General features: G+C 51.6%; 25 protein-coding genes. 11 read left to right on the top strand and 14 right to left on the bottom strand.

From position 1 onward, the window contains the following. Positions 1–69 precede the first annotated feature (69 nt). The 4 genes from BZK42_RS03865 to sad form a co-directional block, all read right to left on the bottom strand. A complete protein-coding gene (locus tag BZK42_RS03865) occupies positions 70–597 on the bottom strand; it encodes a GNAT family N-acetyltransferase (RefSeq protein ID WP_047359048.1) in 528 nt (175 codons plus the stop codon). Between the two features lie 81 nt (positions 598–678). After that, complete coding sequence (locus tag BZK42_RS03860) at positions 679–1,038, bottom strand: DUF4186 domain-containing protein (protein ID WP_016153078.1); 360 nt, start codon at positions 1,036–1,038, stop codon at positions 679–681. Then, on the bottom strand, positions 1,038–1,964 hold the full coding sequence (gene glsB, locus BZK42_RS03855; RefSeq protein ID WP_016153077.1) for a glutaminase B: 927 nt from the start codon (positions 1,962–1,964) through the stop codon (positions 1,038–1,040). The genes BZK42_RS03860 and glsB overlap by 1 nt, the downstream gene beginning before the upstream one ends. 176 nt (positions 1,965–2,140) lie before the next feature. Beyond that, the gene (gene sad, locus BZK42_RS03850; RefSeq protein WP_080858771.1) at positions 2,141–3,529 is read right to left on the bottom strand and encodes a succinate-semialdehyde dehydrogenase; all 1,389 of its coding nucleotides are present in this window, start codon (positions 3,527–3,529) and stop codon (positions 2,141–2,143) included. 102 nt (positions 3,530–3,631) lie between these two features. On the opposite strand from sad, the gene ptrR reads away from it, so the two are divergent. Further along, complete coding sequence (gene ptrR / locus BZK42_RS03845; RefSeq protein WP_080858770.1) at positions 3,632–4,507, top strand: putrescine utilization regulator PtrR; 876 nt, start codon at positions 3,632–3,634, stop codon at positions 4,505–4,507. A gap of 221 nt (positions 4,508–4,728) precedes the next feature. After that, complete coding sequence (locus BZK42_RS03840) at positions 4,729–5,925, top strand: sugar transporter (protein WP_016156486.1); 1,197 nt, start codon at positions 4,729–4,731, stop codon at positions 5,923–5,925. A gap of 35 nt (positions 5,926–5,960) precedes the next feature. Here BZK42_RS03840 and BZK42_RS03835 read toward each other — a convergent pair whose 3' ends face one another. Beyond that, entirely contained in the window at positions 5,961–6,626 is a 666-nt protein-coding gene (locus BZK42_RS03835; RefSeq protein WP_016153073.1) for a MarC family NAAT transporter, read from the bottom strand. Between the two features lie 257 nt (positions 6,627–6,883). Here BZK42_RS03835 and marR point away from each other — a divergent pair, with 257 nt between their 5' ends. From marR to marB, 3 genes are read left to right on the top strand one after another with little or no spacing between them, the layout of a single operon-like run. Next, the gene (gene marR / locus BZK42_RS03830; protein WP_016156485.1) at positions 6,884–7,318 is read left to right on the top strand and encodes a multiple antibiotic resistance transcriptional regulator MarR; all 435 of its coding nucleotides are present in this window, start codon (positions 6,884–6,886) and stop codon (positions 7,316–7,318) included. 18 nt (positions 7,319–7,336) lie between these two features. Further along, positions 7,337–7,720 (top strand): MDR efflux pump AcrAB transcriptional activator MarA, encoded by a 384-nt coding sequence (marA, locus tag BZK42_RS03825; RefSeq protein ID WP_003032424.1) that lies wholly within the window; start codon positions 7,337–7,339, stop codon positions 7,718–7,720. 30 nt (positions 7,721–7,750) lie between these two features. Further along, positions 7,751–7,969, top strand: coding sequence for a multiple antibiotic resistance protein MarB (gene marB / locus BZK42_RS03820; RefSeq protein WP_016153071.1), 219 nt, complete (start codon positions 7,751–7,753; stop codon positions 7,967–7,969). Between the two features lie 31 nt (positions 7,970–8,000). Here marB and eamA read toward each other — a convergent pair whose 3' ends face one another. Next, entirely contained in the window at positions 8,001–8,900 is a 900-nt protein-coding gene (eamA, locus tag BZK42_RS03815) for an O-acetylserine/cysteine exporter (protein ID WP_080858769.1), read from the bottom strand. 198 nt (positions 8,901–9,098) lie between these two features. On the opposite strand from eamA, the gene ydeE reads away from it, so the two are divergent. Beyond that, complete coding sequence (gene ydeE, locus BZK42_RS03810) at positions 9,099–10,286, top strand: efflux MFS transporter YdeE (RefSeq protein ID WP_047359042.1); 1,188 nt, start codon at positions 9,099–9,101, stop codon at positions 10,284–10,286. Between the two features lie 40 nt (positions 10,287–10,326). Here the strand turns inward: ydeE and urtE are convergent, their stop codons facing one another. From urtE to urtA, 5 genes are read right to left on the bottom strand one after another with little or no spacing between them, the layout of a single operon-like run. After that, a complete protein-coding gene (urtE, locus tag BZK42_RS03805) occupies positions 10,327–11,025 on the bottom strand; it encodes an urea ABC transporter ATP-binding subunit UrtE (RefSeq protein WP_047500443.1) in 699 nt (232 codons plus the stop codon). 9 nt (positions 11,026–11,034) lie between these two features. Then, positions 11,035–11,832 carry an urea ABC transporter ATP-binding protein UrtD gene (gene urtD / locus BZK42_RS03800; RefSeq protein WP_080858768.1) on the bottom strand — a complete coding sequence of 266 codons (798 nt, stop codon included), beginning with the start codon at positions 11,830–11,832 and terminating at the stop codon, positions 11,035–11,037. Further along, a complete protein-coding gene (gene urtC, locus BZK42_RS03795; RefSeq protein WP_080858767.1) occupies positions 11,832–12,905 on the bottom strand; it encodes an urea ABC transporter permease subunit UrtC in 1,074 nt (357 codons plus the stop codon). The genes urtD and urtC overlap by 1 nt, the downstream gene beginning before the upstream one ends. Continuing rightward, positions 12,905–14,479, bottom strand: coding sequence for an urea ABC transporter permease subunit UrtB (gene urtB / locus BZK42_RS03790; RefSeq protein WP_065554454.1), 1,575 nt, complete (start codon positions 14,477–14,479; stop codon positions 12,905–12,907). The genes urtC and urtB overlap by 1 nt, the downstream gene beginning before the upstream one ends. Positions 14,480–14,522: 43 nt before the next feature. Beyond that, on the bottom strand, positions 14,523–15,794 hold the full coding sequence (urtA, locus tag BZK42_RS03785) for an urea ABC transporter substrate-binding protein (RefSeq protein ID WP_016156478.1): 1,272 nt from the start codon (positions 15,792–15,794) through the stop codon (positions 14,523–14,525). A 486-nt stretch (positions 15,795–16,280) separates the two neighbouring features. Between urtA and mgtS the strand changes: the two genes are divergently transcribed. Then, positions 16,281–16,376: a protein MgtS gene (mgtS, locus tag BZK42_RS28190; protein WP_003032406.1), complete on the top strand. Its 96-nt coding sequence runs from the start codon at positions 16,281–16,283 to the stop codon at positions 16,374–16,376. A 399-nt stretch (positions 16,377–16,775) separates the two neighbouring features. Beyond that, positions 16,776–16,949 (top strand): YnfU family zinc-binding protein, encoded by a 174-nt coding sequence (locus tag BZK42_RS29620; protein ID WP_213083734.1) that lies wholly within the window; start codon positions 16,776–16,778, stop codon positions 16,947–16,949. Positions 16,950–17,115: 166 nt separating this feature from the next. On the opposite strand, the gene dcp is transcribed toward BZK42_RS29620, so the two are convergent. Then, on the bottom strand, positions 17,116–19,161 hold the full coding sequence (gene dcp, locus BZK42_RS03780; protein ID WP_080858766.1) for a peptidyl-dipeptidase Dcp: 2,046 nt from the start codon (positions 19,159–19,161) through the stop codon (positions 17,116–17,118). Between the two features lie 137 nt (positions 19,162–19,298). Here dcp and ydfG point away from each other — a divergent pair, with 137 nt between their 5' ends. The 3 genes from ydfG (at position 19,299) to ydfZ (ending at position 21,211) form a co-directional block, all read left to right on the top strand. Further along, the gene (gene ydfG / locus BZK42_RS03775; protein ID WP_016153061.1) at positions 19,299–20,045 is read left to right on the top strand and encodes a bifunctional NADP-dependent 3-hydroxy acid dehydrogenase/3-hydroxypropionate dehydrogenase YdfG; all 747 of its coding nucleotides are present in this window, start codon (positions 19,299–19,301) and stop codon (positions 20,043–20,045) included. A gap of 86 nt (positions 20,046–20,131) precedes the next feature. Beyond that, positions 20,132–20,818, top strand: coding sequence for a GntR family transcriptional regulator (locus BZK42_RS03770; protein WP_016153060.1), 687 nt, complete (start codon positions 20,132–20,134; stop codon positions 20,816–20,818). Between the two features lie 189 nt (positions 20,819–21,007). Continuing rightward, the gene (gene ydfZ / locus BZK42_RS03765; RefSeq protein WP_003032393.1) at positions 21,008–21,211 is read left to right on the top strand and encodes a putative selenium delivery protein YdfZ; all 204 of its coding nucleotides are present in this window, start codon (positions 21,008–21,010) and stop codon (positions 21,209–21,211) included. Positions 21,212–21,285: 74 nt separating this feature from the next. On the opposite strand, the gene BZK42_RS03760 is transcribed toward ydfZ, so the two are convergent. Together BZK42_RS03760 and BZK42_RS03755 are read right to left on the bottom strand one after the other, a co-directional pair. Further along, positions 21,286–22,752, bottom strand: a complete 1,467-nt coding sequence (locus BZK42_RS03760) for a mannitol dehydrogenase family protein (protein WP_080858765.1) — start codon at positions 22,750–22,752, stop codon at positions 21,286–21,288. A 159-nt stretch (positions 22,753–22,911) separates the two neighbouring features. Then, positions 22,912–24,246: an MFS transporter gene (locus BZK42_RS03755; RefSeq protein WP_049041486.1), complete on the bottom strand. Its 1,335-nt coding sequence runs from the start codon at positions 24,244–24,246 to the stop codon at positions 22,912–22,914. Positions 24,247–24,251 lie beyond the last annotated feature (5 nt).

The raw sequence follows: 24,251 nt of genomic DNA, 5'->3' as shown, positions 1-24,251 counted from the left end.
GAATTGGTCCAATAGGTTAGCAAACTTTAATACATTGAAACCCTGTTTTGATCAATCCCCGGCGAAAAATTAGAGAGTTTTGTAGAAAAGTGTGGTCCCGGTCAGCTTCCCGTCAGGCATTTTTGCATAGTCCGGTATCACCCCTACTTTTTGCCATCCACAATTGTGGTAGAACAACTCAGCGCTGCTGCCCGTCGCTGTATCAAGCACCAGCAGCGTTTTCCCTTGCTGACGCGCGCAGTTTTCGAGTTCGTTCATCAACGTCCGGGCAACACCACCGCGCCGCGCTGAGGGGTGAACCAGCAGCTTGGCGACATCAGCACGATGAGGTTGGTTTTCGGGTTGATCGATAATGAGCTGGACGGTACCGACAAGCACTCCCTGTGCGTTCTGCGTACCCAGAACAATCCTTTCTCCACGGTCAACGCTTTGCGCGACGCTCATCCAGAAAGGCCGTGATTTATCACCACTAAAAGGGAGCATAAAGCTGACAGAGGCGCCATCATTGACGCATGTTTCAAGGATGTCGCTGAATTCATCGATTCTCGACAGAATCTGGGCCGCGCTCAGCACAAAGCAGGGTTTACAGGAAGCCATTTTTTTCTCCTTAGAATGACCCCTTCATACTGCTTTTAACAATTGCACAACACAAGGAGTCATATCATAGGATTATGTTATCTATGGCTTGTTCATCTGGATCACTAGCCAGTGATAGATAACCGTGACAACGTAACGCTGCTGTTCATCGTTTAACGCCACACCCTGAGGGATATCATGCCATTTCGCCAGACATCCCCGACAACAGGTCGCCGTAGCATGTTGAGCGATAAATACCGGATGCCCGCGCATGGGTGTCTGCTTACCGTCATTGGCAGGAAACGCGGGCGCCAGCCGTTTGGCAATAAAATCCGTGGCGTGTTGTTCGATAACCGGCGCGCCTTTATCCAGACAATACTGCCTTTCTTTCTGGCCAAGGCGAAATCGCGAGCGAAACGTTGATTTCGCCAGCCGGGCAAAAAGAGGATCGAGCGTGTTCATCAGTAAACCGAGCGCCCCAGTTGTTGCGTTAATTGCTCCAGCACGGCGATACCCGCCAGCGAATTTCCCGCCGCATCCAGTTCCGGACTCCAGACGGCAATCGCCATCTCGTGAGGCACGATAGCCACGATACCGCCCCCCACACCAGATTTCGCCGGTAAGCCCACTCGCCAGGCAAATTCCCCTGCGTTCTGATACATGCCACTGGTCGCCATCAGCGCGTTGATCTGTCGGGCCTGCATGGGCGTCACCACGGGCTCAGCAAGATGAAAAGCATGTCCCTGATTCGCCAGAAAGACGAACGTGCGCGCCAGTTCCACACAGCTCATTTTCAGTGCGCAGTAGTGAAAGTAATTTTGCAAAACGGTGGTCACGTCGTGGTGAAAATTGCCAAAGGACTTCATTAGCCAGGCAATAGCCGCGTTACGCGCCGAGTGCTCAAACTCAGAACGCGCCACCGTCGCATCATAGGCGATATCCGAAACGCCGCTTAACGCCCGTACCACTTCCAGCATCCGTTGACGCGGTGCGCTCAGACGTCCTTGCAGCATATCGCAAACCACCAGCGCCCCGGCGTTGATAAAGGGATTGCGTGGGATCCCTTGCTCCATTTCCAGCTGCACCAGGGAATTAAAAGGATGCCCGGAAGGATCCTTGCCGACGCGTTGCCAGATCTCATCTTCCTGATAGTGACGCATCGCCACGACCAGACTGAGCACCTTTGAAATTGACTGAATAGAAAAGCGCTCTTGCGCATCCCCCGCCTGATAGTGCTGCCCATCGACGGTGCAAATAGCAATACCCAGTTTTGAACCGTCGACAGAAGCTAAGGCAGGAATGTAATCAGCGACTTTACCCTGACCAATCAGCGGACGAACCTGCTGCACAATGGTCTCTAAAATTGAATTGTCCATGGCCCTGGCCACAACATGCTCCTTGTTCGCAGGTATGAAAGGCCTGCGAGTATAACAGAGCTGAATACGCAGCGTCAGGCCGGAAGGCGGAATCTGGCCACGGTCTGCATGAGCGGGTGAGATTCATGCCGTAGACAGAAACATTGCAGAATTTAAGGCCGGTGCCCCCGTCGGAGGCACCCACACCATCAGAGGCGGTTTTTCCAGACGGTCTGTACATTACAAAACTCATGCAGACCAAAGTGTGAAAGCTCGCGGCCAAAACCACTTTTCTTCACGCCGCCAAATGCAACGCGGGCATCGCTGGCGCTGTAACCATTGATAAATACGCCCCCACACTCCAGGCGTGACGCCATCTTCTGCGCCAGAGCTTCATCCGCAGTGAACACCGTGGCTGATAAGCCGAAATCACTGTCATTAGCCAGCGCTAAGGCATGTTCCGCATTCTTTGCAACGGTAATCGCTGCAACCGGGCCAAACAGTTCCTGACGAAAAGCCGTCATCTCCGGGGTGACATCCCCCAGAACCGTCACGGCATAGTAATTGCCCTGACCCGCGATTTTTTCCCCGCCGAGAAGTAACCGCGCGCCTTCGGCAAGGGAGGCTTCGACCTGCTGATGCAGCTCATCGCGCAGATCAAATCTTGCCATCGGACCCAGATCGTTTCCTTCGTTCAGCGGGTCGCCCATTTTGAGCGCGCTCGCGGCCGCCACAAAACGAGCCGTAAATTCTGCCGCAATTCCTTCTTCGATAATAAAGCGCTTTGCTGCCGCACAAACCTGTCCGGTGTTCTGATAACGACCGGCGACCGCCGCCTTAACGGCCAGATCGAGGTCAGCATCATTAAGGACAATAAACGGATCGGAACCCCCCAGTTCAAGCACGCATTTTTTCAACGCCGCACCCGCCTGAGCACCAATCGCCGCACCGGCTCGAACGCTGCCCGTCACCGTTACCGCCGCGATACGCGGGTCATTGATCATCTGACTTACCCCGGCGTTATCGGCATTCACCCAACCGTAAACACCCGCGGGAACGCCCGCATCAGCAAAAACCTGCGCGATAATCGCAGCACAGCCGGTTACGTTTGGCGCATGCTTTAACAGATAGCCATTTCCGGCCAGCAGAATTGGAATGGCGCCGCGAAGTACCTGCCAGAGCGGGAAGTTCCACGGCATGATCGCCAGAATAGTTCCAACGGGGCGATACTCAATCACCGCCTGGTTGTTCTCCACCAGCGTAGGTTCCGGGTTGAGCATCGCCGGTCCATGTTCGGCGTACCAGTCACACAATGCGGCTGATTTGGCAACTTCACCACGCGCCTGCTTAATGGGTTTCCCCATTTCACGTGAGATACACTGCGCCATCTCTTCGGCGCGATGACGCAGAGCCTGCCCGATATGACGCAGCGTTTGCGCACGGTGCTCAACGGCAGTGTGTTTCCATTCGCGGTAGCCATTCGCGGCAAGGCTCAGCGCATGTGCAATCTCTTCAGTACTGGCCCACGGCATTGCCGCCAACCTTTCACCGTTGGTAGGGTTAACGGAAATCGCATGTGTTGCTGCTGTGATAGTCATAAGTGCCTCTCTTTATCGCAGGGTATGGTCATATCATGCGCATATTTACTCTTTCTGAAAAATGAATAATATTAACCACACCATTCACGAACAGAGAACATTATGGATCTGACGCAACTGGAAATGTTCAACGCCGTCGCGGAGACAGGCAGTATTACGCAGGCCGCCGCGAAGGTGCATCGCGTGCCATCCAATCTCACCACCCGTATTCGCCAGCTTGAAGCCGACCTTGGCGTCGATCTGTTTATTCGTGAAAATCAGCGTTTGCGGCTTTCCCCGTCCGGGCACAATTTTTTACGCTACAGCCAGCGGATCCTCGCCCTGGTTGACGAGGCGAGAATGGTCGTCGCCGGCGATGAACCGCAGGGGTTGTTCTCTCTTGGCTCGCTCGAGAGTACTGCCGCTGTGCGGATCCCTGCCACGCTGGCTGAATACAATCAGCGTTACCCCAAAATTCAGTTTGCGCTGGCGACAGGTCCTTCAGGCACGATGCTGGACGGCGTGCTCGACGGGACGCTGAACGCCGCCTTTGTCGACGGCCCAATTACTCATCCAGGTCTTGACGGAATGCCAGTCTACCGTGAAGAGATGATGATAGTCACTCCGCACGGTCATCCCCCTATCCAGCGGGCCAGCGACGTTAACGGTTGCAGCATTTACGCCTTTCGCGCCAACTGTTCCTATCGTCGCCATTTTGAAAGCTGGTTTCATACCGATCGCGCAATGCCCGGCACCATTCATGAAATGGAGTCGTATCACGGCATGCTGGCTTGCGTCATTGCCGGTGCGGGTATCGCGCTGATCCCGCGTTCGATGCTGGAGAGCATGCCAGGACACCATCAGGTCCACGCCTGGCCGCTAAGCGAAAACTGGCGCTGGCTGAATACGTGGCTGGTCTGGCGCAGAGGGGCAATGACAAGGCAACTGGAAGCGTTTATTGAGGTATTGAACCCTCAGTTGTCGAAAAGCACGGAATAATTCGCGATTCTCAAACAACGCCATAAATAGCGTTCCGGGTGAATTCGCACGCCCGGAATTTCATTAATAATGAAACAGTTAAAATTACGCGAAATGTTCGGCAGTCAATTTTGCCACCCAGTCAATGAAATGGGATCTGCATCACGAAATGATTGTATTTTAGCCAGCAAAAGTTTTAAGATCGTGGCCTTACCTTTTCGCAGCTAATCCACCTAATTGATATGACAACAGACACTGTTTCCCGCAAGGTCGCGTGGCTTCGGGTAGTTACGCTTGCCATTGCCGGTTTTATTTTCAATACCACCGAGTTTGTCCCTGTCGGTTTGTTGTCCGACATCGCACAAAGTTTTAATATGCAGACCGCTCAGGTCGGGATCATGCTGACGATCTACGCCTGGGTTGTCGCCCTGATGTCGCTGCCTTTCATGCTGCTTACCAGCCAGGTAGAACGCCGCAAACTTCTGATCTGCCTGTTTGTCGTTTTTATCGCCAGCCACGTTCTCTCTTTCCTGGCATGGAATTTTACCGTGCTGGTGATCAGTCGTATCGGTATTGCTTTTGCCCACGCTATTTTCTGGTCGATCACCGCATCGCTGGCGATTCGCCTGGCTCCTGCCGGGAAACGCGCGCAGGCTCTCAGCCTGATTGCGACCGGCACCGCGCTGGCGATGGTGCTGGGCCTGCCTATCGGGCGCATTGTTGGCCAGTATTTTGGCTGGCGTACCACCTTCTTCGCCATCGGTATGGGGGCGTTAGTCACCCTACTTTGCTTGATTAAGCTCCTGCCAAAATTACCCAGTGAGCATTCCGGTTCATTAAAAAGCCTGCCGGTTTTATTCCGCCGTCCGGCATTGATGAGCCTGTATCTGCTGACGGTGATTGTGGTCACCGCGCATTACACGGCCTACAGCTATATCGAACCGTTTGTACAGACCGTCGCCGGGCTGAGCGCAAACTTTGCCACCGTGCTGCTGCTGGTTCTGGGTGGCGCGGGTATTGTCGGTAGCGTCATTTTTGGCAAGCTGGGTAATCAACATGCTTCCGTATTGATTAGTAGCGCCATTGCCCTGTTGACGGTGTGTCTGGTGCTGTTACTGCCCGCAGCGGACAGCGAAATGCATCTGGCCGTCCTGAGTATATTCTGGGGCATCGCCATTATGTTGATAGGCCTGGGTATGCAGGTCAAAGTGCTGGCGCTGGCCCCGGATGCCACCGACGTCGCAATGGCCCTTTTCTCAGGTATCTTTAATATTGGGATAGGCGCTGGCGCGCTGGTGGGAAATCAGGTGAGTCTGCACTGGTCAATGTCTACGATTGGTTACGTAGGTGCAGTGCCTGCGATTGTGGCGTTCATATGGTCGGTGATTATCTTCCGTAAATGGCCAGTATCACTGGAAGAGCAGCCTCAGCATTCATAAAAGCGTGCCCGGTAGACAATACCGGGCACGTTGTTTTAAGCGTAAGTTTTAATGATTTCCAGCACGCCGTTAATAATAAACTGCACGCCCATACATACCAGCAGGAAGCCCATCAGTCGGGAGATCGCCTCAATACCGCCTTTGCCGACCAGGCGCATGATCCCGCCAGAACTGCGTAAACAGCCCCACAGGATAACCCCGACCACGGCAAAAATAATCGGCGGTGCGACCATTATCACCCAGTCCGGAAACTCAGCCCCATGTCGCACGGTGGACGCCGAGCTGATGATCATTGCAATCGTACCCGGACCCGCGGTGCTTGGCATGGCCAGCGGAACAAATGCAATATTGGCAGTCGGTTCATCTTCCAGTTCTTCTGATTTGCTTCTCGCTTCCGGAGAGTCATGTGCCTTCTGCTGTGGAAACAACATTCGAAAGCCGATAAACGCAACGATTAACCCGCCCGCGATACGTAACCCGGGAATCGAAATCCCGAAGGTATTCATCACCAGTTGTCCGGCATAATACGCCACCATCATGATGGCAAACACGTAAACGGACGCCATGAGTGACTGACGGTTACGCTCTGCGCTGTTCATGTTGCCGGCAAGGCCGAGGAACAACGCCACGGTGGTTAACGGGTTTGCCAACGGTAACAGGACTACCAGCCCCAGTCCTATTGCTTTAAACAAGTCCATCATAATGTCATCTTTCCTGTGCGTTAATCGTCAACGGCAAGTATACGGTGAAATCCGGGAGATAAGCCATTTTCGCGGTGTAAGGATTCATTTTTCATCCGCACGTATAAACCATAATTTTCAAACCGTTAAAATTCCACTCGCCAGATATTGAGTCCGATGATTTAGCAAAACGTGGCATTTGCTGACCCATTCATTTGACTTATATTTGCCTAAGCAATAATATCAGCCGTGACTAACTACTTGCCAGGGCAACCATTGTGAAAAGCACCAGTGATCTGTTCAACGAAATCATCCCACTGGGTCGTTTGATCTACATGGTTAATCAGAAAAAAGATCGTTTGCTAAACGACTATCTGTCACCGCTGGATATCACGGCATCGCAGTTCAAGGTGCTCTGCTCCATCCGTTGCGCGGTGTGTATTACCCCTGTCGAATTGAAAAAAGTGCTGTCTGTCGATCTCGGCGCCCTGACGCGGATGCTGGACAGGCTGGCCTGTAAAGGCTGGATAGAAAGGCTTCCGAATCCACATGACAAGCGAGGCGTGCTGGTGAAACTCACCGAGCATGGCGCGGCAATTTGCGAGCAGTGTCATCAATTAGTAGGGCAAGACCTGCACCAGGAACTAACAAAAAACTTAACGGCGGATGAAGTGACCACGCTTGAGCATTTGCTGAAGAAAATCCTGCCGTAAACAGAAAGAGGTATGACGATGTCCAGACGCAATACTGACACAATCACTATTCATAGCATTTTGGACTGGATCGAAAATAACCTTGAATCGCCGCTCTCGCTGGAAAAGGTGTCAGAGCGTTCAGGTTACTCCAAATGGCACCTGCAACGGATGTTTAAAAAAGAAACCGGTCATTCACTGGGTCAATACATCCGTAGCCGTAAAATGACTGAAATAGCGCAAAAATTAAAAGAGAGTAACGAGCCGATCCTTTATCTGGCGGAGCGTTACGGCTTTGAGTCCCAGCAAACGCTGACCCGGACATTCAAAAACTATTTTGATGTTCCGCCGCATAAATACCGTATGACGAATATGCACGGCGAATCACGCTATTTGCTGCCACTCAATCAATGTAATTGCTAATCGCCAGTTAACGACGTAACCGAGGAAATCATGAAACTTCTGTCTTATGCGATGCTGGCCCTGCTGTATGTTGTTTCAGGCCAGAGCATGGCGGAACAGACCGCGCAGCCTGCCACACAAAACAGTCGTGACGCGATGATTATGCCGCCTGCGCACGATCGGTCCCCGTTCGATTTTAATCATATGGGTGCAGGCAGCGACAAATCCGACGAATTAGGTGTGCCTTATTACAATATGCGCAACCTGTAATTTTTTTGCCCCGTCACTGCGGGGCTTTTTTTTACCCTCTCGCCTGCGCAGTCTTACGCAACCGAAAGCCAAACACATTAATGTACAATCCTGCCATGATCAGCAGCGCACCGAGCAGTTGTAATCCGGTAAGCGTTTCATCCAGCAGCACGGCCGCGCTCGCCAGTCCAACAACCGGCACCAACAGCGACAACGGCGCGACACGCCAGGTTTCATAACGCCCGAGTAAAGATCCCCAGATGCCATAACCCACAATGGTCGCCACAAACGCCAGATAAACCAGTGACAGAATGGTGGTCATATCTATCGCCACCAGACTTTGGATAATTTGCGTTGGGCCATCGAGAAGTATTGAGGTGAGGAAGAATGGGACAACAGGAATCAACGCACTCCATACCACTAACGACATCACGGCCGGGCGTGACGTATGCTGCATGATTTTTTTATTAAAGATATTACCGCTGGCCCAGCTTAGCGCCGCCGCCAGCGTCAGCATAAAACCGAGCATGCCAACATGCTGTCCGTTGAGACTGGCCTCAATCAGCACCAGCACGCCAAATATGGCCAGCGCGATTCCTACCCGTTGTTTACCTTGCAGACGTTCACCAAAGGCGAATGCCCCCAGAATGATGGTGAAAAACGCCTGAGCCTGTAATACCAGAGAAGCTAACCCGGCAGGCATACCGAATTTGATGGCGCTAAAGAGAAACGCGAACTGCCCAAAACTGATGGTCAGCCCATAGCCGAGCAGCAGTGAAAGCGGAATTTTCGGCCGGGCAACAAAGAAAATCGCCGGAAATGCCACCAGTAAAAAACGCAACCCAGCCAGCATTAAGGGTGGCATATTGTGTAGCCCCACTTTGATGACGACAAAGTTCAGCCCCCAAACCACAACGACCAGTAACGCTAATAACCCGTCTTTACGCGACATACCACCGCCCCTGCGAATATTAAATTTTTGTAAACAAATTAAAGTAACGGAAATCGTTGTGCCGTAACAGATCATTAATTCAGGTAGGCCACACAGGGCATTTTCGGACAACTTATTGAGTGTACATCACACTTTTAGCATGCTATTTGTTTCTGATATCTAAAAAAAACATAACAACATGCATTGTCGGGCAGGAAAATGAATATCTCTCTGAGAAGGTCCACTCTCGCGTTACTCGCGTCATCATTGTTATTAACGATTGGGCGTGGTGCCACGCTGCCCTTTATGACGATCTACCTCAGCCGACAGTACAATCTGAGCGTCGACCTGATCGGTTATGCGATGACGGTCGCACTGACCATTGGCGTCGTGTTCAGCCTTGGCTTTGGTATTCTGGCCGACAAGTTTGATAAAAAACGCTATATGCTGCTGGCTATCTGCGGCTTTGCCTCTGGCTTTATTGCTATTCCACTGGTGCATAACGTAGTGGTAGTGGTTTTGCTCTTTGCCCTGATCAACTGCGCCTACTCCGTCTTCGCCACGGTGCTGAAAGCCTGGTTTGCCGATAATCTCTCGGCGACCAACAAGACAAAAATTTTCTCGCTTAACTATACCGTGCTGAACATCGGCTGGACCGTAGGCCCACCGCTGGGCACGCTACTGGTGATGCAAAGCATTAACCTGCCGTTCTGGCTCGCTGCTGCATGTTCAGCACTCCCTCTGGTGTTTATCCAGACCTGGGTAAAACGTTCACCAGCAGCATCAGAAGGTTTGAACGCCGCAGTTTGGTCCCCCTCGGTACTGCTGCGCGACAGAGCATTATTCTGGTTTACGCTGTCAGCATTTTTGGCGTCATTCGTTGGTGGTGCCTTTGCGTCCTGTATTTCGCAATACGTTATGGTGGTTGCAGACGGCGATTTTGCCGAGAAAGTGGTGGCAGTCGTCCTGCCTGTTAACGCCGCCATTGTGGTATCACTGCAATATGCCCTCGGGCGCAGGCTCACCGCCACCAATATCCGCCCGCTAATGACTGTAGGCACGCTGTTCTTTGTGGTCGGTCTGGTTGGCTTTACCTTCTCCGGCAACAACCTGGTGTTATGGGGCATTTCTGCGGCCTTTTTCACTATCGGCGAAGTCATTTACGCACCGGGTGAATACATGCTCATCGACAACATCGCGCCTGCAGGAATGAAAGCCAGCTATTTTTCCGCCCAGTCGTTAGGCTGGTTGGGCGCAGCGGTAAACCCATTAGTCAGCGGCGTCATTTTAACCACATTGCCGCCGTGGTCGCTGTTTGTGGCGCTGATGGTGGCGATCGTTCTTGCCTGGGCGCTAATGATAAAAGGCATGCGCGCCAAACCCTGGGGCCAGACGGCGGTCTGCTAATGATGATCGCGACAGAGCCAAAGCCGCTCTGTCGCGAATCTCAAATGGCGACCAGCCCTCGAACGCCTTCGGATTCCATATTTTTACCGTCACCGCTTTGAATAATGCTGCCTCGCGACATGAGTAAGTATTTGTCGGCCAGTTGCTGCGCAAAATCATAGAACTGCTCCACCAGCAAAATGGCCATGTCACCCCGGTGCGCCAGTTGAGAAATCACCTGCCCAATTTCTTTAATCACTGACGGCTGGATCCCCTCCGTGGGCTCATCGAGGATCAACAACTGCGGGCGACTGGCCAGCGCTCGTCCAATCGCCAGTTGCTGCTGTTGCCCGCCGGACAAATCTCCGCCCCGCCGATGTTTCATCTCCTGTAGAACCGGAAAGAGCGCATAGATATCATCCGGCACACGTCTGGCCTCCTGTGCTGAAAAACGGGAAAGGCCGAGCAGCAGGTTCTCTTCTACCGTCAGACGCGGGAAAATATCGCGACCCTGTGGTACATACGCCACACCGGCCCTGACCCGCTGATGCGGCTTCCAGTGAGTGACATTTTTCTCCTGCCAGAGCACACTCCCGCTGCGGGCAGGAATAAGCCCCATCAGGCACTTCAGAAGCGTCGTTTTCCCCACGCCGTTACGCCCCAGCAGACATGTCACCTCGCCGATACGCGCCTCAAAGTTCACACCTCGCAGAATATGGCTGCCACCATAATATTGATTCAGTTCTTTCACCTGCAGCATCTGTGCTCCTTAACGCCCGAGATAAACTTCAATAACCTGCTCGTTGGCCTGCACTTCGCGCAGACTTCCCTGAGCCAGAACGCGTCCCTGGTGTAAGACCGTGACGCGATCGGCAATGGTTTCGACAAATCCCATATCGTGCTCAACAACCATCAGCGAGTGCTTCCCGGCAAGCTTACGAAACAGCTCCGCAGTGTATTCCGTCTCCGCATCCGTCATGCCCGCCGCGGGTTCATCCAGCAGCAGTAAATGCGGCTCCTGTACCAACAGCATGCCAATTTCGAGAAACTGTTTTTGCCCGTGAGAAAGCAGCCCGGCGCGGCGGACCCGCTCGTTGCCCAGCCGCAACAGCGCCAGTATTTCATCTATACGATCCCGTTGTTCGCCCGTGAGGCGCGCCCGTAAAGAACCCCAGACAGATTTATCGCTTTTCAGCGCCAGCTCCAGATTCTCCTCTACCGTTAACGCTTCAAATACCGTGGGTTTCTGAAATTTCCGCCCAATCCCCTGACGTGCAATGGCGATGGGGTCCAGCGTTGTTAAATCGGTCGACTGATCGTATATCGCCCGACCACTTTGCGGCCTGGTTTTGCCGGTAATAACATCCATTAGCGTCGTTTTTCCGGCACCGTTGGGACCAATGATGCAACGCAGTTCCCCAACGCCAATATTGAGCGTGAGATCCGTTAACGCCTGGAAGCCATCGAAGTTAACGTTAATTTTTTCCAGCTGGAGCACCGGGTCCGTTTGGTTGCGAAACCGATCGCCTGGCATCTGGCGAGTAAAAAGCCCTTCATCTGGCTGCATTATTTGTCTCCCTTGCGAAACAGACCCATCACACCACGAGGTAAAAACAACGTAACGCCAATAAAGATCAGGCCAAGAAACAGTTGCCAGTATTCCGGCATAATGACGGTAAACAGGCTTTTAGCGCCGTTCACCAGTACGGCGCCAAATACCGGGCCAATCAGGGTTCCACGCCCGCCGAGGGCAACCCAAATCGCCGCTTCTATCGAGTTGGTCGGCGACATTTCGCTGGGGTTAATGATTCCCACCTGCGGAACATACAACGCCCCCGCCAGGCCGCACAGCACGGCGGAAAGCGTCCACACCAGCAGCTTGAAACCTTTCGGATCGTAACCACAGAACATCAGACGGTTCTCGGCGTCGCGCACGGCAGTGAGAATTCGACCAAACTTACTGCGGGCCAGCGCCAGTCCCAGCCATATTGCCAGCACCAGCAGTATGACCGTCGCCAGAAACAGCGCGATACGGGTTGAGGTCGCGGTCACCGGAAATCCCAGAATGGTGGTAAAACCGGTAAAACCGTTATTTCCCCCAAAGCCGGTTTCGTTGCGGAAAAACAGTAACATTCCGGCGAAAGTCAGGGCCTGAGTCATGATGGAGAAATAGACCCCTTTGATTTTTGAACGGAAGGCAAACCAGCCAAATACCAGCGCCAGCAGGCCCGGCACCAGCACAACCAGCAACATCGCCCAGATAAAATGTTGCGTTCCCCACCAAAACCAGGGCAGCTCGGTCCACGACAGAAACGACATAAAGGCCGGTAATCCTTCGCCGGAAGCCTGGCGCATCAGATACATTCCCATCGCATATCCCCCCAGCGCAAAGAAAATACCGTGGCCCAGCGAGAGCATTCCCGCATAGCCCCACACCAGATCCAGTGCCACCGCCACAATGGCATAGCAGAGAATTTTCCCGGCCAGAGTCAATGTCCACACCGATATGGCCAGCGGATGATCCGCAGGTAACAGCGCCAGAAACGGCAGAATAATCAGCGCCAGCAGTAAACCCAGCCCCAGGACGCGTGTCGCGCGTGGCGCTTTACGCGCCAGCGTTAATGTCATTGGCATCGTCATCAGTCAATAACCCTCCCTTTCAACGCGAACAGCCCCTGAGGACGTTTCTGAATAAACAAAATAATCAGCACCAGAATCATAATCTTACCGAGAACCGCTCCCACCTGTGGCTCAAGAATTTTGTTGAAGATCCCAAGCCCAAACGCAGCGGCTACACTCCCCGCGAGTTGTCCCACGCCGCCCAGCACCACCACCAGAAACGAATCGATAATGTAGCTTTGCCCCAGCTCCGGTCCTACGTTGCCTAACTGCGAGAGCGCTACGCCCCCCAGTCCGGCAATCCCTGAACCAAGACCAAAGGCCAGCATATCCACTCGTCCGGTAGGTACGCCGCAGCAGGCCGCCATATTGCGATTTTGCGTCACCGCACGTACGCGCAGTCCGAGACGGGTTTTATTCAACAACAGCCAGGTGAAGAACAGCACCAGAATGGCAAAGCCAAGCACCACAATTCGGTTCCACGGCAAAATCAGATTGGCATAAACCTGAATGCCCCCGGAAAGCCATTCCGGATTTGCGACTTCAAGGTTTTGCGCGCCGAAGGACATACGCACCAACTGGATAAGCATCAGACTGATCCCCCACGTTGCCAGCAGGGTTTCGAGCGGACGCCCGTATAAATGGCGGATCACTCCGCGCTCGAGTAGCATTCCAACCCCAGCAGTAAGCAAAAAGGCGACCGGAAGCGCAATAACCGGATACCAGGCCAACCATTGCGGGAAAAACTGGCCCATCAGCTGTTGCACCATCCAGGTACCGTAAGCGCCGAGCATTAACATCTCACCATGCGCCATATTAATGACGCCAAGTAAGCCGTAGGTTATCGCCAGACCCAATGCCGCCAGCAGCAAAATGGAGCCCAGCGACAATCCCATAAATGCCTGTCCAAGAAGATCGCCAACCTTCATGCGATGCGCGATGGCATTCAGGCTTTCGTCAGCGGCAGCACGAACGCGGGCATCAGGTTCATGTTCAGCATGGGTGAATGGCTGCAGGCGCGCCTGGGTTTCAGGATCGTTCGACGCCCCTAGCAGTTCGATTGCCTGACGTCTGATCTCAGGCGAGGTGCTGGTCAGTTGCAGGTTTGCCAGTGCAATAGCCAGTAAGGATTTCACGTCAGCATCGGGCTCCTGGGCCAGTCGTTGCTGCAAAAACGGCAGCATCCCCGGCTGGGCCTCACGCTGTAATGTACGCGCTGCCCCGCTCCTTTGCGTGACACTGTCACTTAAGAGCTGGTGGACGGCCAAGGTTCCGGCAACCAGATTACGCAGACGGTTAGTCAGGCGGATTTTTTTTAGCTCGCCGTTCGGACCTGCCGCCGTTCCTAGCGGTTGTACGTGCGACCCGTTCATGATGAACGCGTTTTTCGCGTTATCTGTCAGCAGGTTCTCATCACTCAGCGCTTTGAGCACCGGCAAGCGTTGAACGTCGGGTTTTACCGACCATTGTTCTAGCAAGGCGGCCTGCTGAGTCCGGTTGGCGGCGGTAAAGGTATCGGCATCTGCGGCCTGCGCTATCCACGGCAAAAGCCACGTCAGCAACAACACACCACGAATAAAGCGCATGGCTTTCATGAGCATTCTCCAAAGCGTTGCCCTCCCGCAGGAGGGCGTAAGATCAGTTGCTGGCGGTTTTAACGGGCTGTTCAGATTTTTTATCATTACCGGCGATATACGGACTCCACGGCTGGGCGCGAACCGGCGCTTCGGTTTGCCACACCACGTTAAACTGGCCGTTGCCTTCAATCTCGCCAATCATGACGGGTTTATGCAGGTGATGGTTGGTCGCATCCATGGTCAGGGTAAATCCTGATGGTGCCGCGAATGATTGTCCTGCCATAGCCGCCCGGACTTTATCCACATCGGTAGTTCCGGCTTTTTCTACTGCCTGCGCCCACATATGCAGGCCAACATAAGTGGCTTCCATAGGGTCGTTGGTCACCACCGAATCAGCATTCGGCAGCTTATGCGCTTTAGCATACGCCCGGTAATCCGCGACGAACTTCTTGTTGGCCGCATTATCTACGGACTCAAAGTAGTTCCACGCAGCCAGGTTGCCCACCAGCGGTTTAGTATCGATACCGCGCAACTCCTCCTCACCCACAGAGAATGCCACCACCGGTACATCCGTGGCTTTCAGGCCCTGGTTCGCTAACTCTTTATAGAATGGAACGTTAGAATCCCCGTTGATGGTCGATACCACCGCCGTTTTTCCCCCTGCGGCGAATTTTTTAATACTGGCAACAATGGTCTGGTAATCGCTGTGTCCGAATGGGGTATACACCTCTTCGATGTCTTTATCGGCCACGCCTTTCGAATGCAAAAAGGCGCGTAAAATTTTGTTAGTCGTACGCGGATAGACATAGTCCGTACCCAGCAGGTAGAAGCGCTTAGCGCTGCCGCCGTCCTCACTCATCAGATACTCAACCGCCGGGATCGCCTGCTGATTAGGCGCAGCGCCGGTATAAAAGACGTTAGGCGACATCTCCTCACCTTCATATTGCACCGGGTAAAACAGCAGACCGTTCAATTCTTCAAATACCGGTAAAACCGATTTACGCGAAACCGATGTCCAGCAGCCGAAAACCGCCGCTACCTTGTCCTGGCTCAGTAACTGACGTGCTTTTTCAGCAAATAACGGCCAGTTCGAAGCCGGGTCAACCACCACCGGTTCCAGCTTTTTGCCCAATACACCGCCCTGCGCATTGATTTCATTAATAGTCATCAACGCCACATCTTTCAGCGGCGTTTCGGAAATAGCCATGGTGCCGGATAACGAATGCATGATGCCAACCTTAATAGTGTCGGCCGCCTGAACGCTAAAACTCATTCCCATTGCGACAACAGAGGCGGAAAGCGCAAAAGCTTTTAAAAATGTACGACGCTGCATAGTTTCACTCCTGAAATTAGTCGTGTTGAAAGCTCCGGTGCAGCCGGGCAGACAAAACGGTGCAAATTAAGGGTATTCAGAAGTGATAAGGCAAAAACGATGCCAGATATTAAAACATCATATAAAATCAATGAGTTATAATTTTAGGCACAAAGATCAGTATTAATTTTTGCCGCCAGAAGGATTAATCGCGTGAAAGATTGAACCACAATGAGACAACTCTGCATTATAAACGTGCAACAATCTGTGTCCGTCACACACGGTCATAACGGCGCGCCCCGGTATAAAAACATGGTTATTTGTTCGCGGATAACCGTGTCTTGTCACTATTATTTATTTTTCCCGACGTAATCATGTCAAAATTTTACTTTTCCGCCGAAATAATCACACAGTTCAGCCTTTGTTTAAGATTGAATTGCTACTATAGTCATAAGCGAGGTGAACTTAAGGTAAGAGAGGAAACTCACAAATAAAGGAGCATTTACTATGCTGGGTAATATGAATATTTTTATGGCTGTTCTGGGAATTATTTTATTTTCCGGTTTCCTGGCCGCGTATTTTAGCCACAGATGGGATGATTGATGAACGGAGATAGTCCTGAACCGACCAGGCCCCTTGCTGCGTAGCTGCACAAGGGGCCATTTTTATACCTGAATTCCCCCTCCCGGCACCTTTTCCCTGATGTACAGATAAAAAAAACCGCCGGATAAACCAGCGGTAAATGCTTGCATGGATAGATTTGTGTTTTGCTTTTATACGCTACCTGGCAATTCCCTGCGAAGATAACGGATAGTTGGCTAATCTATCATCGACAACCCCAATGAACGTTAAACGAAACGTAACTACCTTCTATAAGACATGTTGGCCGCTAATGAGATTCTTGCAAACCGTACAGTAATCCATGTCATCGCAATGGTTATAAAATGAGCTATTTATTGCTTCATAGTGTATGGTAAGCACCCCATCACAAGGACAATCAATATGTCGATACTCAAAGATATTAAGATGCGTACTTTACGACCAGTGAAAAGTACCTGTCCTCACTGCTGCCGCCAGTCAATGCACAGCCTGTCGAGAATAAAAAACAACATAACGTTAGTCTGCCCCAACTGCGGCAATACCTACCTTCCTTCCCAAAGCAAACCAGTCAAGTAACGTAAGAACAGGAAAACAATGCCGACCTTTCACCAGCAGCACTCCCTACCCGAGCGTCTCTATGAGATGCAAGGCATCAATACCCAACAACGATTCATTTTGCTGAAGAAAAAATCCAGCTAACAACCGGGCACCACGCCCGGTTCAATTTTCTGGCTGACCTGTCTTAAGCGCTCAAGCCACGATGTTCCAGCATGGGTTCCATGCGCGGTTCACGCCCGCTCCACTGGCGATAAAGTTCAGTTAAATCAGTGCTGTTTCCGCGGGACAAAATTGCTTCGCGGAATTTCTGTCCGTTTTCACGGGTTAATCCGCCCTGCTCTACGAACCACTGATAGCCGTCATCGGCCAGCATTTGCGTCCACAGATAGGCATAATAACCTGCGGCATAACCGCCACCGAAGATATGGGCAAAATAACTGCTGCGATAACGCGGCGGCACGGCCTTGAGATCCAAACCTTCCGCCGCCAGCGCCTGCTGTTCAAATTGATCGACCGGATGAGATGACTCGCTCAACTCCAGAGAGTGCCAGCGCATATCCAGCAATGCAGCGCTGAGCAGTTCGGTCATGTCGTAACCTTTGTTAAACAGACTGGCTCGCTGCATTTTATCCCGCAATGCCTGCGGCATTTGCTCCCTGGTATCAACATGTCGGGCAAAACGGGCAAAGACCTGAGGATGGCTCGCCCAGTGTTCGTTGATCTGTGAAGGAAACTCAACAAAATCACGCGGAGTGTTGGTCCCAGAAAGCGTGGCATAACGCTGAGTGGCGAACAGACCGTGCAATGTATGTCCAAATTCATGAAATAGCGTAATAACATCATCCCACAGCAGCAATGCAGGCTGATCCTGCGCAGGTTTTTGATAATTACAGACGTTGTAAATAACCGGTCTGGTTTCGTTAAGCAGCGATTGCTCAACAAAATTGCCCATCCAGGCTCCGCCGCTTTTTGATTCCCGGGCAAAGAAATCACCGTAAAATAGCGCCAACCCTACGCCATCATGATCGAATATTTCCCATACCCGAACATCCGGGTGATAAACCGGAATGTCGAATCGCTCAACGAATTTGATGCCAAAGAGTTGATTGGCCGTCCAGAAAACGCCCTCGTTCAGCACCGAATCCAGGGCAAAGTAAGGTTTGAGCTGTGCCTCATCAAGGTCATATTTCTCACGACGGACCTGCTCGGCATAAAACGACCAGTCCCAGGCCTCGGCGCTAAACGACTCGTGTTCTTGAAAGATAACGTTCTGGATTTCAGCCTGCTCATCCAACGCCCGCGCCCGCGCGGCTGGAACAATAGATCGCATAAATGTCAGTGCCGCTTCCGGCGTTTTTGCCATCTGGTCGGCAATTTTCCAGGCTGCGTAATTGGCAAAACCAAGCAGTTGCGCCTGCTGCATCCGGATTGCTACCAGTCGCTGAATAATAGCTCGCGTGTCGTTGCCATCATCATTTTCAGCCCGCGTCCATGCGCGGGTGAACAGTTTTTCGCGGGTCTGACGATCGCGTAAAACCGCAAGCGCCGGTTGCTGTGTTGTGTTTAATAGCGGGATAACCCAACGCGCTTCAAGCCCTTTCGCCCTTGCAGCTTCGGCAGCAACGGCAATTTCTTCTGTGCTCAGCCCCTCCAGATGCCGGATATCATCCACCACCATAGCACCTGACGTGTTGGCTGCCAGCAACCGTTGATTGAACTGGCTGGTCAGCGTGGCTGACTCCGTATTGAGCGCTTTAAGTTTAGCTTTATCGGTCTCGTTCAGTCGGGCGCCGGCCAGTACAAAACGCTGATACACGACCTCCAGCAGACGTATTGATTCGCTATCCAGACTTAACGTACCACGCCTCTGCCAGACGGCTTCGACACGGGCGAAAAGCGCGCCATTGAGATAAATATCATTGGCAAGGTTCGCCAGCTCTGCGGAAAACTCTTCGTCAAGGCGCTGTAGTTCATCGTTGGTGTGCGCCGCCGTCATTGCGAAGAAAACGCTGGTCACACGCGTGAGCAGCCCCCCGCTTTGTTCAAGCGCCAGCAACGTATTAGCAAAATCAGGAACCTGTGAGTTTTGCACAATAGCGTCGATCTCGGCGCGTTTTTGCCGCACGCCCTCATCAAACGCTGGACGATAATGCTGCACGTCGATCTGATCAAACTGCGGTGCCTGATACGGCAATGTGCTGTGGTGTAAAAATGGATTCGTTAACGACATCTTTCACTCCTGAAAACGATTTGTTTACCAGAGTAGACTTCCCGGGAATCGACCGCAATCGCGTTAAGCAGGAATAGCTCTGAACGGAAATGACGTGCTATGGTAGTACTACATAAAAAGCGTTGAGGAACAGTGAGATGATCGTTTTAGTAACCGGAGCAACCGCAGGTTTTGGTGAGTGCATTACGCGTCGTTTTATTGAGAATGGGCATAAAGTTATTGCCACCGGACGCCGCCAGGAGCGCCTGCAGGAACTCAAAGATGAGCTGGGTGACCGCCTCTATACCGCGCAACTGGACGTACGTAATCGTGCATCAATTGAAGAGATGCTGAACGCCTTACCCGCTGAATGGCGCGATATTGATGTTCTGGTCAACAACGCGGGTCTGGCGCTGGGCCTTGAGCCAGCCCACAAGGCCAGCGTTGAAGACTGGGAAAATATGATCGACACCAACAACAAAGGCCTGGTTTATATGACCCGTGCCGTTCTGCCAGGCATGGTTGAGCGCAACCGCGGTCATATTATCAATATCGGTTCTACCGCGGGAAGTTGGCCATACGCTGGTGGGAACGTCTACGGTGCGACCAAAGCGTTTGTTCGCCAGTTTAGCCTGAATTTACGTACTGACTTACACGGCACTGCGATTCGCGTTACCGACATTGAACCTGGTCTGGTTGGCGGTACGGAATTCTCTAACGTACGTTTTAAAGGCGATGACGCTAAAGCTGAAAAAGCCTACGAAAATACCACTGCGCTGACCCCGCAAGATGTTACAGAAGCGGTATGGTGGGTGGCGTCCTTACCCGCTCATGTCAACATTAACACCCTTGAAATGATGCCTGTCACACAGTCTTTTGCCGGACTGAGTATTCATCGGAGCTAATTTCTCTGCCCGGCCTTGCGCCGGGTATAGATAGCCTGAAATAAGTGATAAGATCTCCGGGTTAACTCTCTAAAAAGTAAGAATGAATGACCGTAGAAACGCAGCTCAACCCTACACAACCGGTAAATCAACAGATTTACCGTATTCTTCGTCGTGATATCGTGCACTGTCTGATTGCACCCGGTACGCCGCTGTCGGAGAAAGAGGTTTCCGTACGCTTTAATGTGTCACGCCAGCCGGTACGAGAAGCATTCATCAAACTGGCAGAGAACGGTCTGATTCAGATCCGCCCGCAGCGTGGCAGCTACGTAAACAAAATTTCGCTGTCGCAGGTGCAGAACGGCTGTTTTGTTCGCCAGGCAATTGAATGTGCCGTGGTCCGCCGCGCCGCATCACTGATCACTGATAAACAGTGCTATCAGCTCGAACAAAATCTGCATCAGCAGCGCATCGCGATTGATCGAAAACAAATCAATGATTTCTTCCAGCTAGATGACGAATTTCATCAGAAACTGGCTTTAATCGCCGAGTGCCAACTCGCCTGGGACACCGTTGAGAATATTAAGGCCACGATTGACCGCGTTCGTTATATGAGCCTGGATCATATCTCTCCGCCTGAAATGCTGCTGCGTCAGCATCACGATATTTTTACCGCACTTGAGAAACATGATGGCGATGCCGTAGAGCGCGCAATGATGCTGCATCTCCAGGAAATTGGTGAGTCCGTTCAGCTAATCCGTCAGGAAAATAGCGACTGGTTCAGCGAAGATTAATATTACGCTCACCTCACACCGAGGTGAGTTTCTCCTGCCTTCCCCCTCTCCCGCACATCTGCATAAAAAAAGCTGTGATTTTGATCGAAAACAAAAAAAATCATTAACGAGAAGCGTATTTATATTGCGCCCGTTACGTGGGACTAGAGCCCACGGGCTTTGACGGTAAGTTGGAAAGGAGAAAACACCATGAAAACATACGATCGTAACCGTAACGCAATCACCACTGGCAGCCGCGTCATGATTAGCGACACCGGACTTACAGGCCGCATTACAGCGATAGATACCGATGGCCTGACCGCTGAGCAAATTCGCCGCGGGAAAACAGTGGAAATCGAAGGGTGTGAAGGTAAATATGCCCCCCTCGAACTGATTCGTTTGGGCATGAACTAATTGGTGTGAATGCCAAAAAACAATGCGCCATCTGGCCTGTTTATAGCCAGATGGCGACTTAAATGATGTTCTCGTTACTTCAGTTTTGCAGCATACTTCGCAACGGTTGCTTTCGCCCCTTCAGCCAGTAAAGCAAGATAGGCTTGTGTGACCTGGTTCTTGAACAATTCTACCTGCGGCAGTTCACGACCAAAAATAGCATCGATCGCCAGCAGCGCCTGGACACGATCTTCGCCCTCGTTACTGCTATGCACCGTTTTCTGGATCACCGGTAACAGCGGATCGCTGATTTCAATCGCCTGACCCTGATCATCGACACCGCCGACGTAACGCATCCAGCCGGCAACGCCCAGCGCCAGCAGTTCAAAGTGGCTACCGTGCGCAATGTGCCAGCGAATGGAGTCCAGCATACGCTGCGGCAGTTTTTGACTGCCGTCCATCGCGATCTGCCAGGTGCGATGACGCAGTGCCGGGTTGCTGTAGCGCTCAATTAACAGATCGGCATAGTGCGGAAGATCCACACCTTTCACTTTTAACGTGGGCGCTTGTTCCTGCAACATCAGCGCGCGCGCGGCGAGGCGATAATTTTCATCGCCCATGCAATCGTTAATGTGCTGATATCCCGCCAGATATCCCAGATAAGCAAGGAAAGAGTGGCTGCCGTTGAGCATACGCAGTTTCATCTCTTCAAACGGAATGACATCAGCAACCAGCTCCGCTCCCGCCTTCTCCCATTCAGGGCGGCCAGCGACAAAGTTATCTTCAATAACCCACTGACGGAACGGTTCACATGCCACGCCTGCCGGGTCGCGTACGCCGGTGATGTGTTCAATTTTGTCCAGCGTATCCTGGGTAACTGCAGGGACAATACGGTCAACCATAGTCGACGGGAATGTGACATGTTGTTCGATCCACGCAGCCAGTTCCGCATCCACCGCCCGGGCATACGCGGTGACAACATTGCGTATCACATGACCGTTTTCCGGCATGTTGTCGCAGGACATCACGGTAAAAGCGGGTAACCCCGCAGCTTTGCGGCGTGCAAGCGCCTCAACCACAACGCCTGGCGCAGTTTTTGGCTGTTTTGGATTTTGTAGATCGGCGGAAATCATCGGGTTGTCTAACATCAATTGACCGGTCGCCGGAGAATGGCAATACCCTTTCTCGGTAATGGTCAGGGAAACAATCGCAACCTGCGGTTCACTCATCGCAGCCAGTACGCTTTCCAGACCATCAACCTGCGCATGCAGCGCATTTTTCACCACGCCCACGACTCTTGCAGTCCATGCATCCGCAGACATTTCTGCAACGGTATACAGGTTATCTTGCTGTTTCAGATCGGCAATCTGCTGCTCGCCGCCAATCAGGTTCACTTCGCAATAGCCCCAGTCACTGCCGTGATCCGCAGCGAGAATGTCAGCGTAAACCCCCTGATGTGCGCGGTGAAATGCGCCAAACCCCAGATGAACAATACGCGGGACCAATTTTGTACGATCGTAGTCGGGAAGTGCAGCCTTTGCCGTTAAGAGCTTGTTTTGCATGGTATGACCTACTTATCAATGAAATCAGGATTGATTCAGAGTAACGCCTGTATGGTTGTATGTTTTGATTTGCATTAAGCTTTTAATGATTGGTATGACATCACTTAAAGCTGTGTACCATAAAAGGTAAATTTGGCGGCATATTGCCGCCAAAGGATATTAATGTTTCTGCCACTGCTGGTATTCACGTTTAAGCCTTTGCGGTGCAGTTTCCGGCATCATCAGCAAACCAATAACTGAGATGACGCCAAGTACAATCACATAGGTTGCGAGTCCATAATAATGTCCACCAGTTACTTGCAGAATTTTTACTGCTACTAAACCAAGAATCCCACTACCAATTAGCGATCCCAACTGCCAAATTAATGCTATTCCGCTACAACGAATATGAGTCGGGAAAAGCTCTGGGAAATAAGATGCCTGAGGTGCATAACACATACTATGCCCAACGCTCAGTACCAGGATCATTACTATTTGCGTAAGCCAAAAGCTATCCTGATTAATTGCAAGGAAGAAAGGAATAATCATAACAACCTGGAGCAATGCGCCGATAATATAAACTGGTTTACGCCCAATTTTGTCGCATAGCGAGCCCATCATCGGTATTGCAATTATTTCTATAATCACCGCAACAATCATTGTCTCCATCAAGATATTTGCATCGAGATTGTTTGCCTTACCGTATGCAAGGACAATCACTGTAAACATTGCAAATGTGCAGGCCTCAATCAGCTTCGCACATACTCCCTTAACGACAATTCCCGGAAAATCACGGATAACTTCAACTAATGGACGTGATTCTTCTGCTTTTGTCTCCCTAATCTGAGCAAAGACTGGTGATTCATCAATTTTTAAGCGGATAAATAACCCAACAATAACCAGCAACAGACTTAACAGGAACGGTATACGCCACCCGTAATCCATCATTGCCTCTGGAGAAAGTGTGGCATTTAACAACGCAAAGAGTGCTAACGGCAGAAGAAAACCAACTGGGGCACCGATTTGAACCCAACTCGAAAAAAATCCACGATGTTTGGGCTCAGAATATTCAGCAGTCATCAATACTGCACCGGCTTGTTCTCCTCCAACACCAAAGCCCTGTAATACACGAATAAATATAAGTAAAGCTGGAGCCCATACACCTATTTTTTCATATGTAGGTAACAACCCAATACAGAATGTCCCTAAGCCAACGATTAATATAGTAATAACCAGTGCTTTTTTGCGCCCGACCTTATCGCCAATATGCCCAAAGACAATTCCTCCTAATGGTCTAGCCAGGAAACCAACGGCATAGGTTGCAAAAGCAGCCAGCGTACTAATTAACGGATCGTCACTTGGGAAAAATAAATGACCAAAAAAGAGTACGGCTGCTGTCCCATATGCAAAGAAGTCATAGTATTCGGCAGCAGTACCAATTGCGGAGGCTGAAGCCACTCTGCGAATAATGGGTTTATTATCTACGTTATTTTTAATATCGACTGAACTAACCATAAGTT

It is taken from the genome of Citrobacter braakii (assembly GCF_002075345.1).
In the GTDB taxonomy this organism is placed as follows: domain Bacteria; phylum Pseudomonadota; class Gammaproteobacteria; order Enterobacterales; family Enterobacteriaceae; genus Citrobacter; species Citrobacter braakii.
This window is presented reverse-complemented; position numbering and strand designations above follow the sequence as displayed.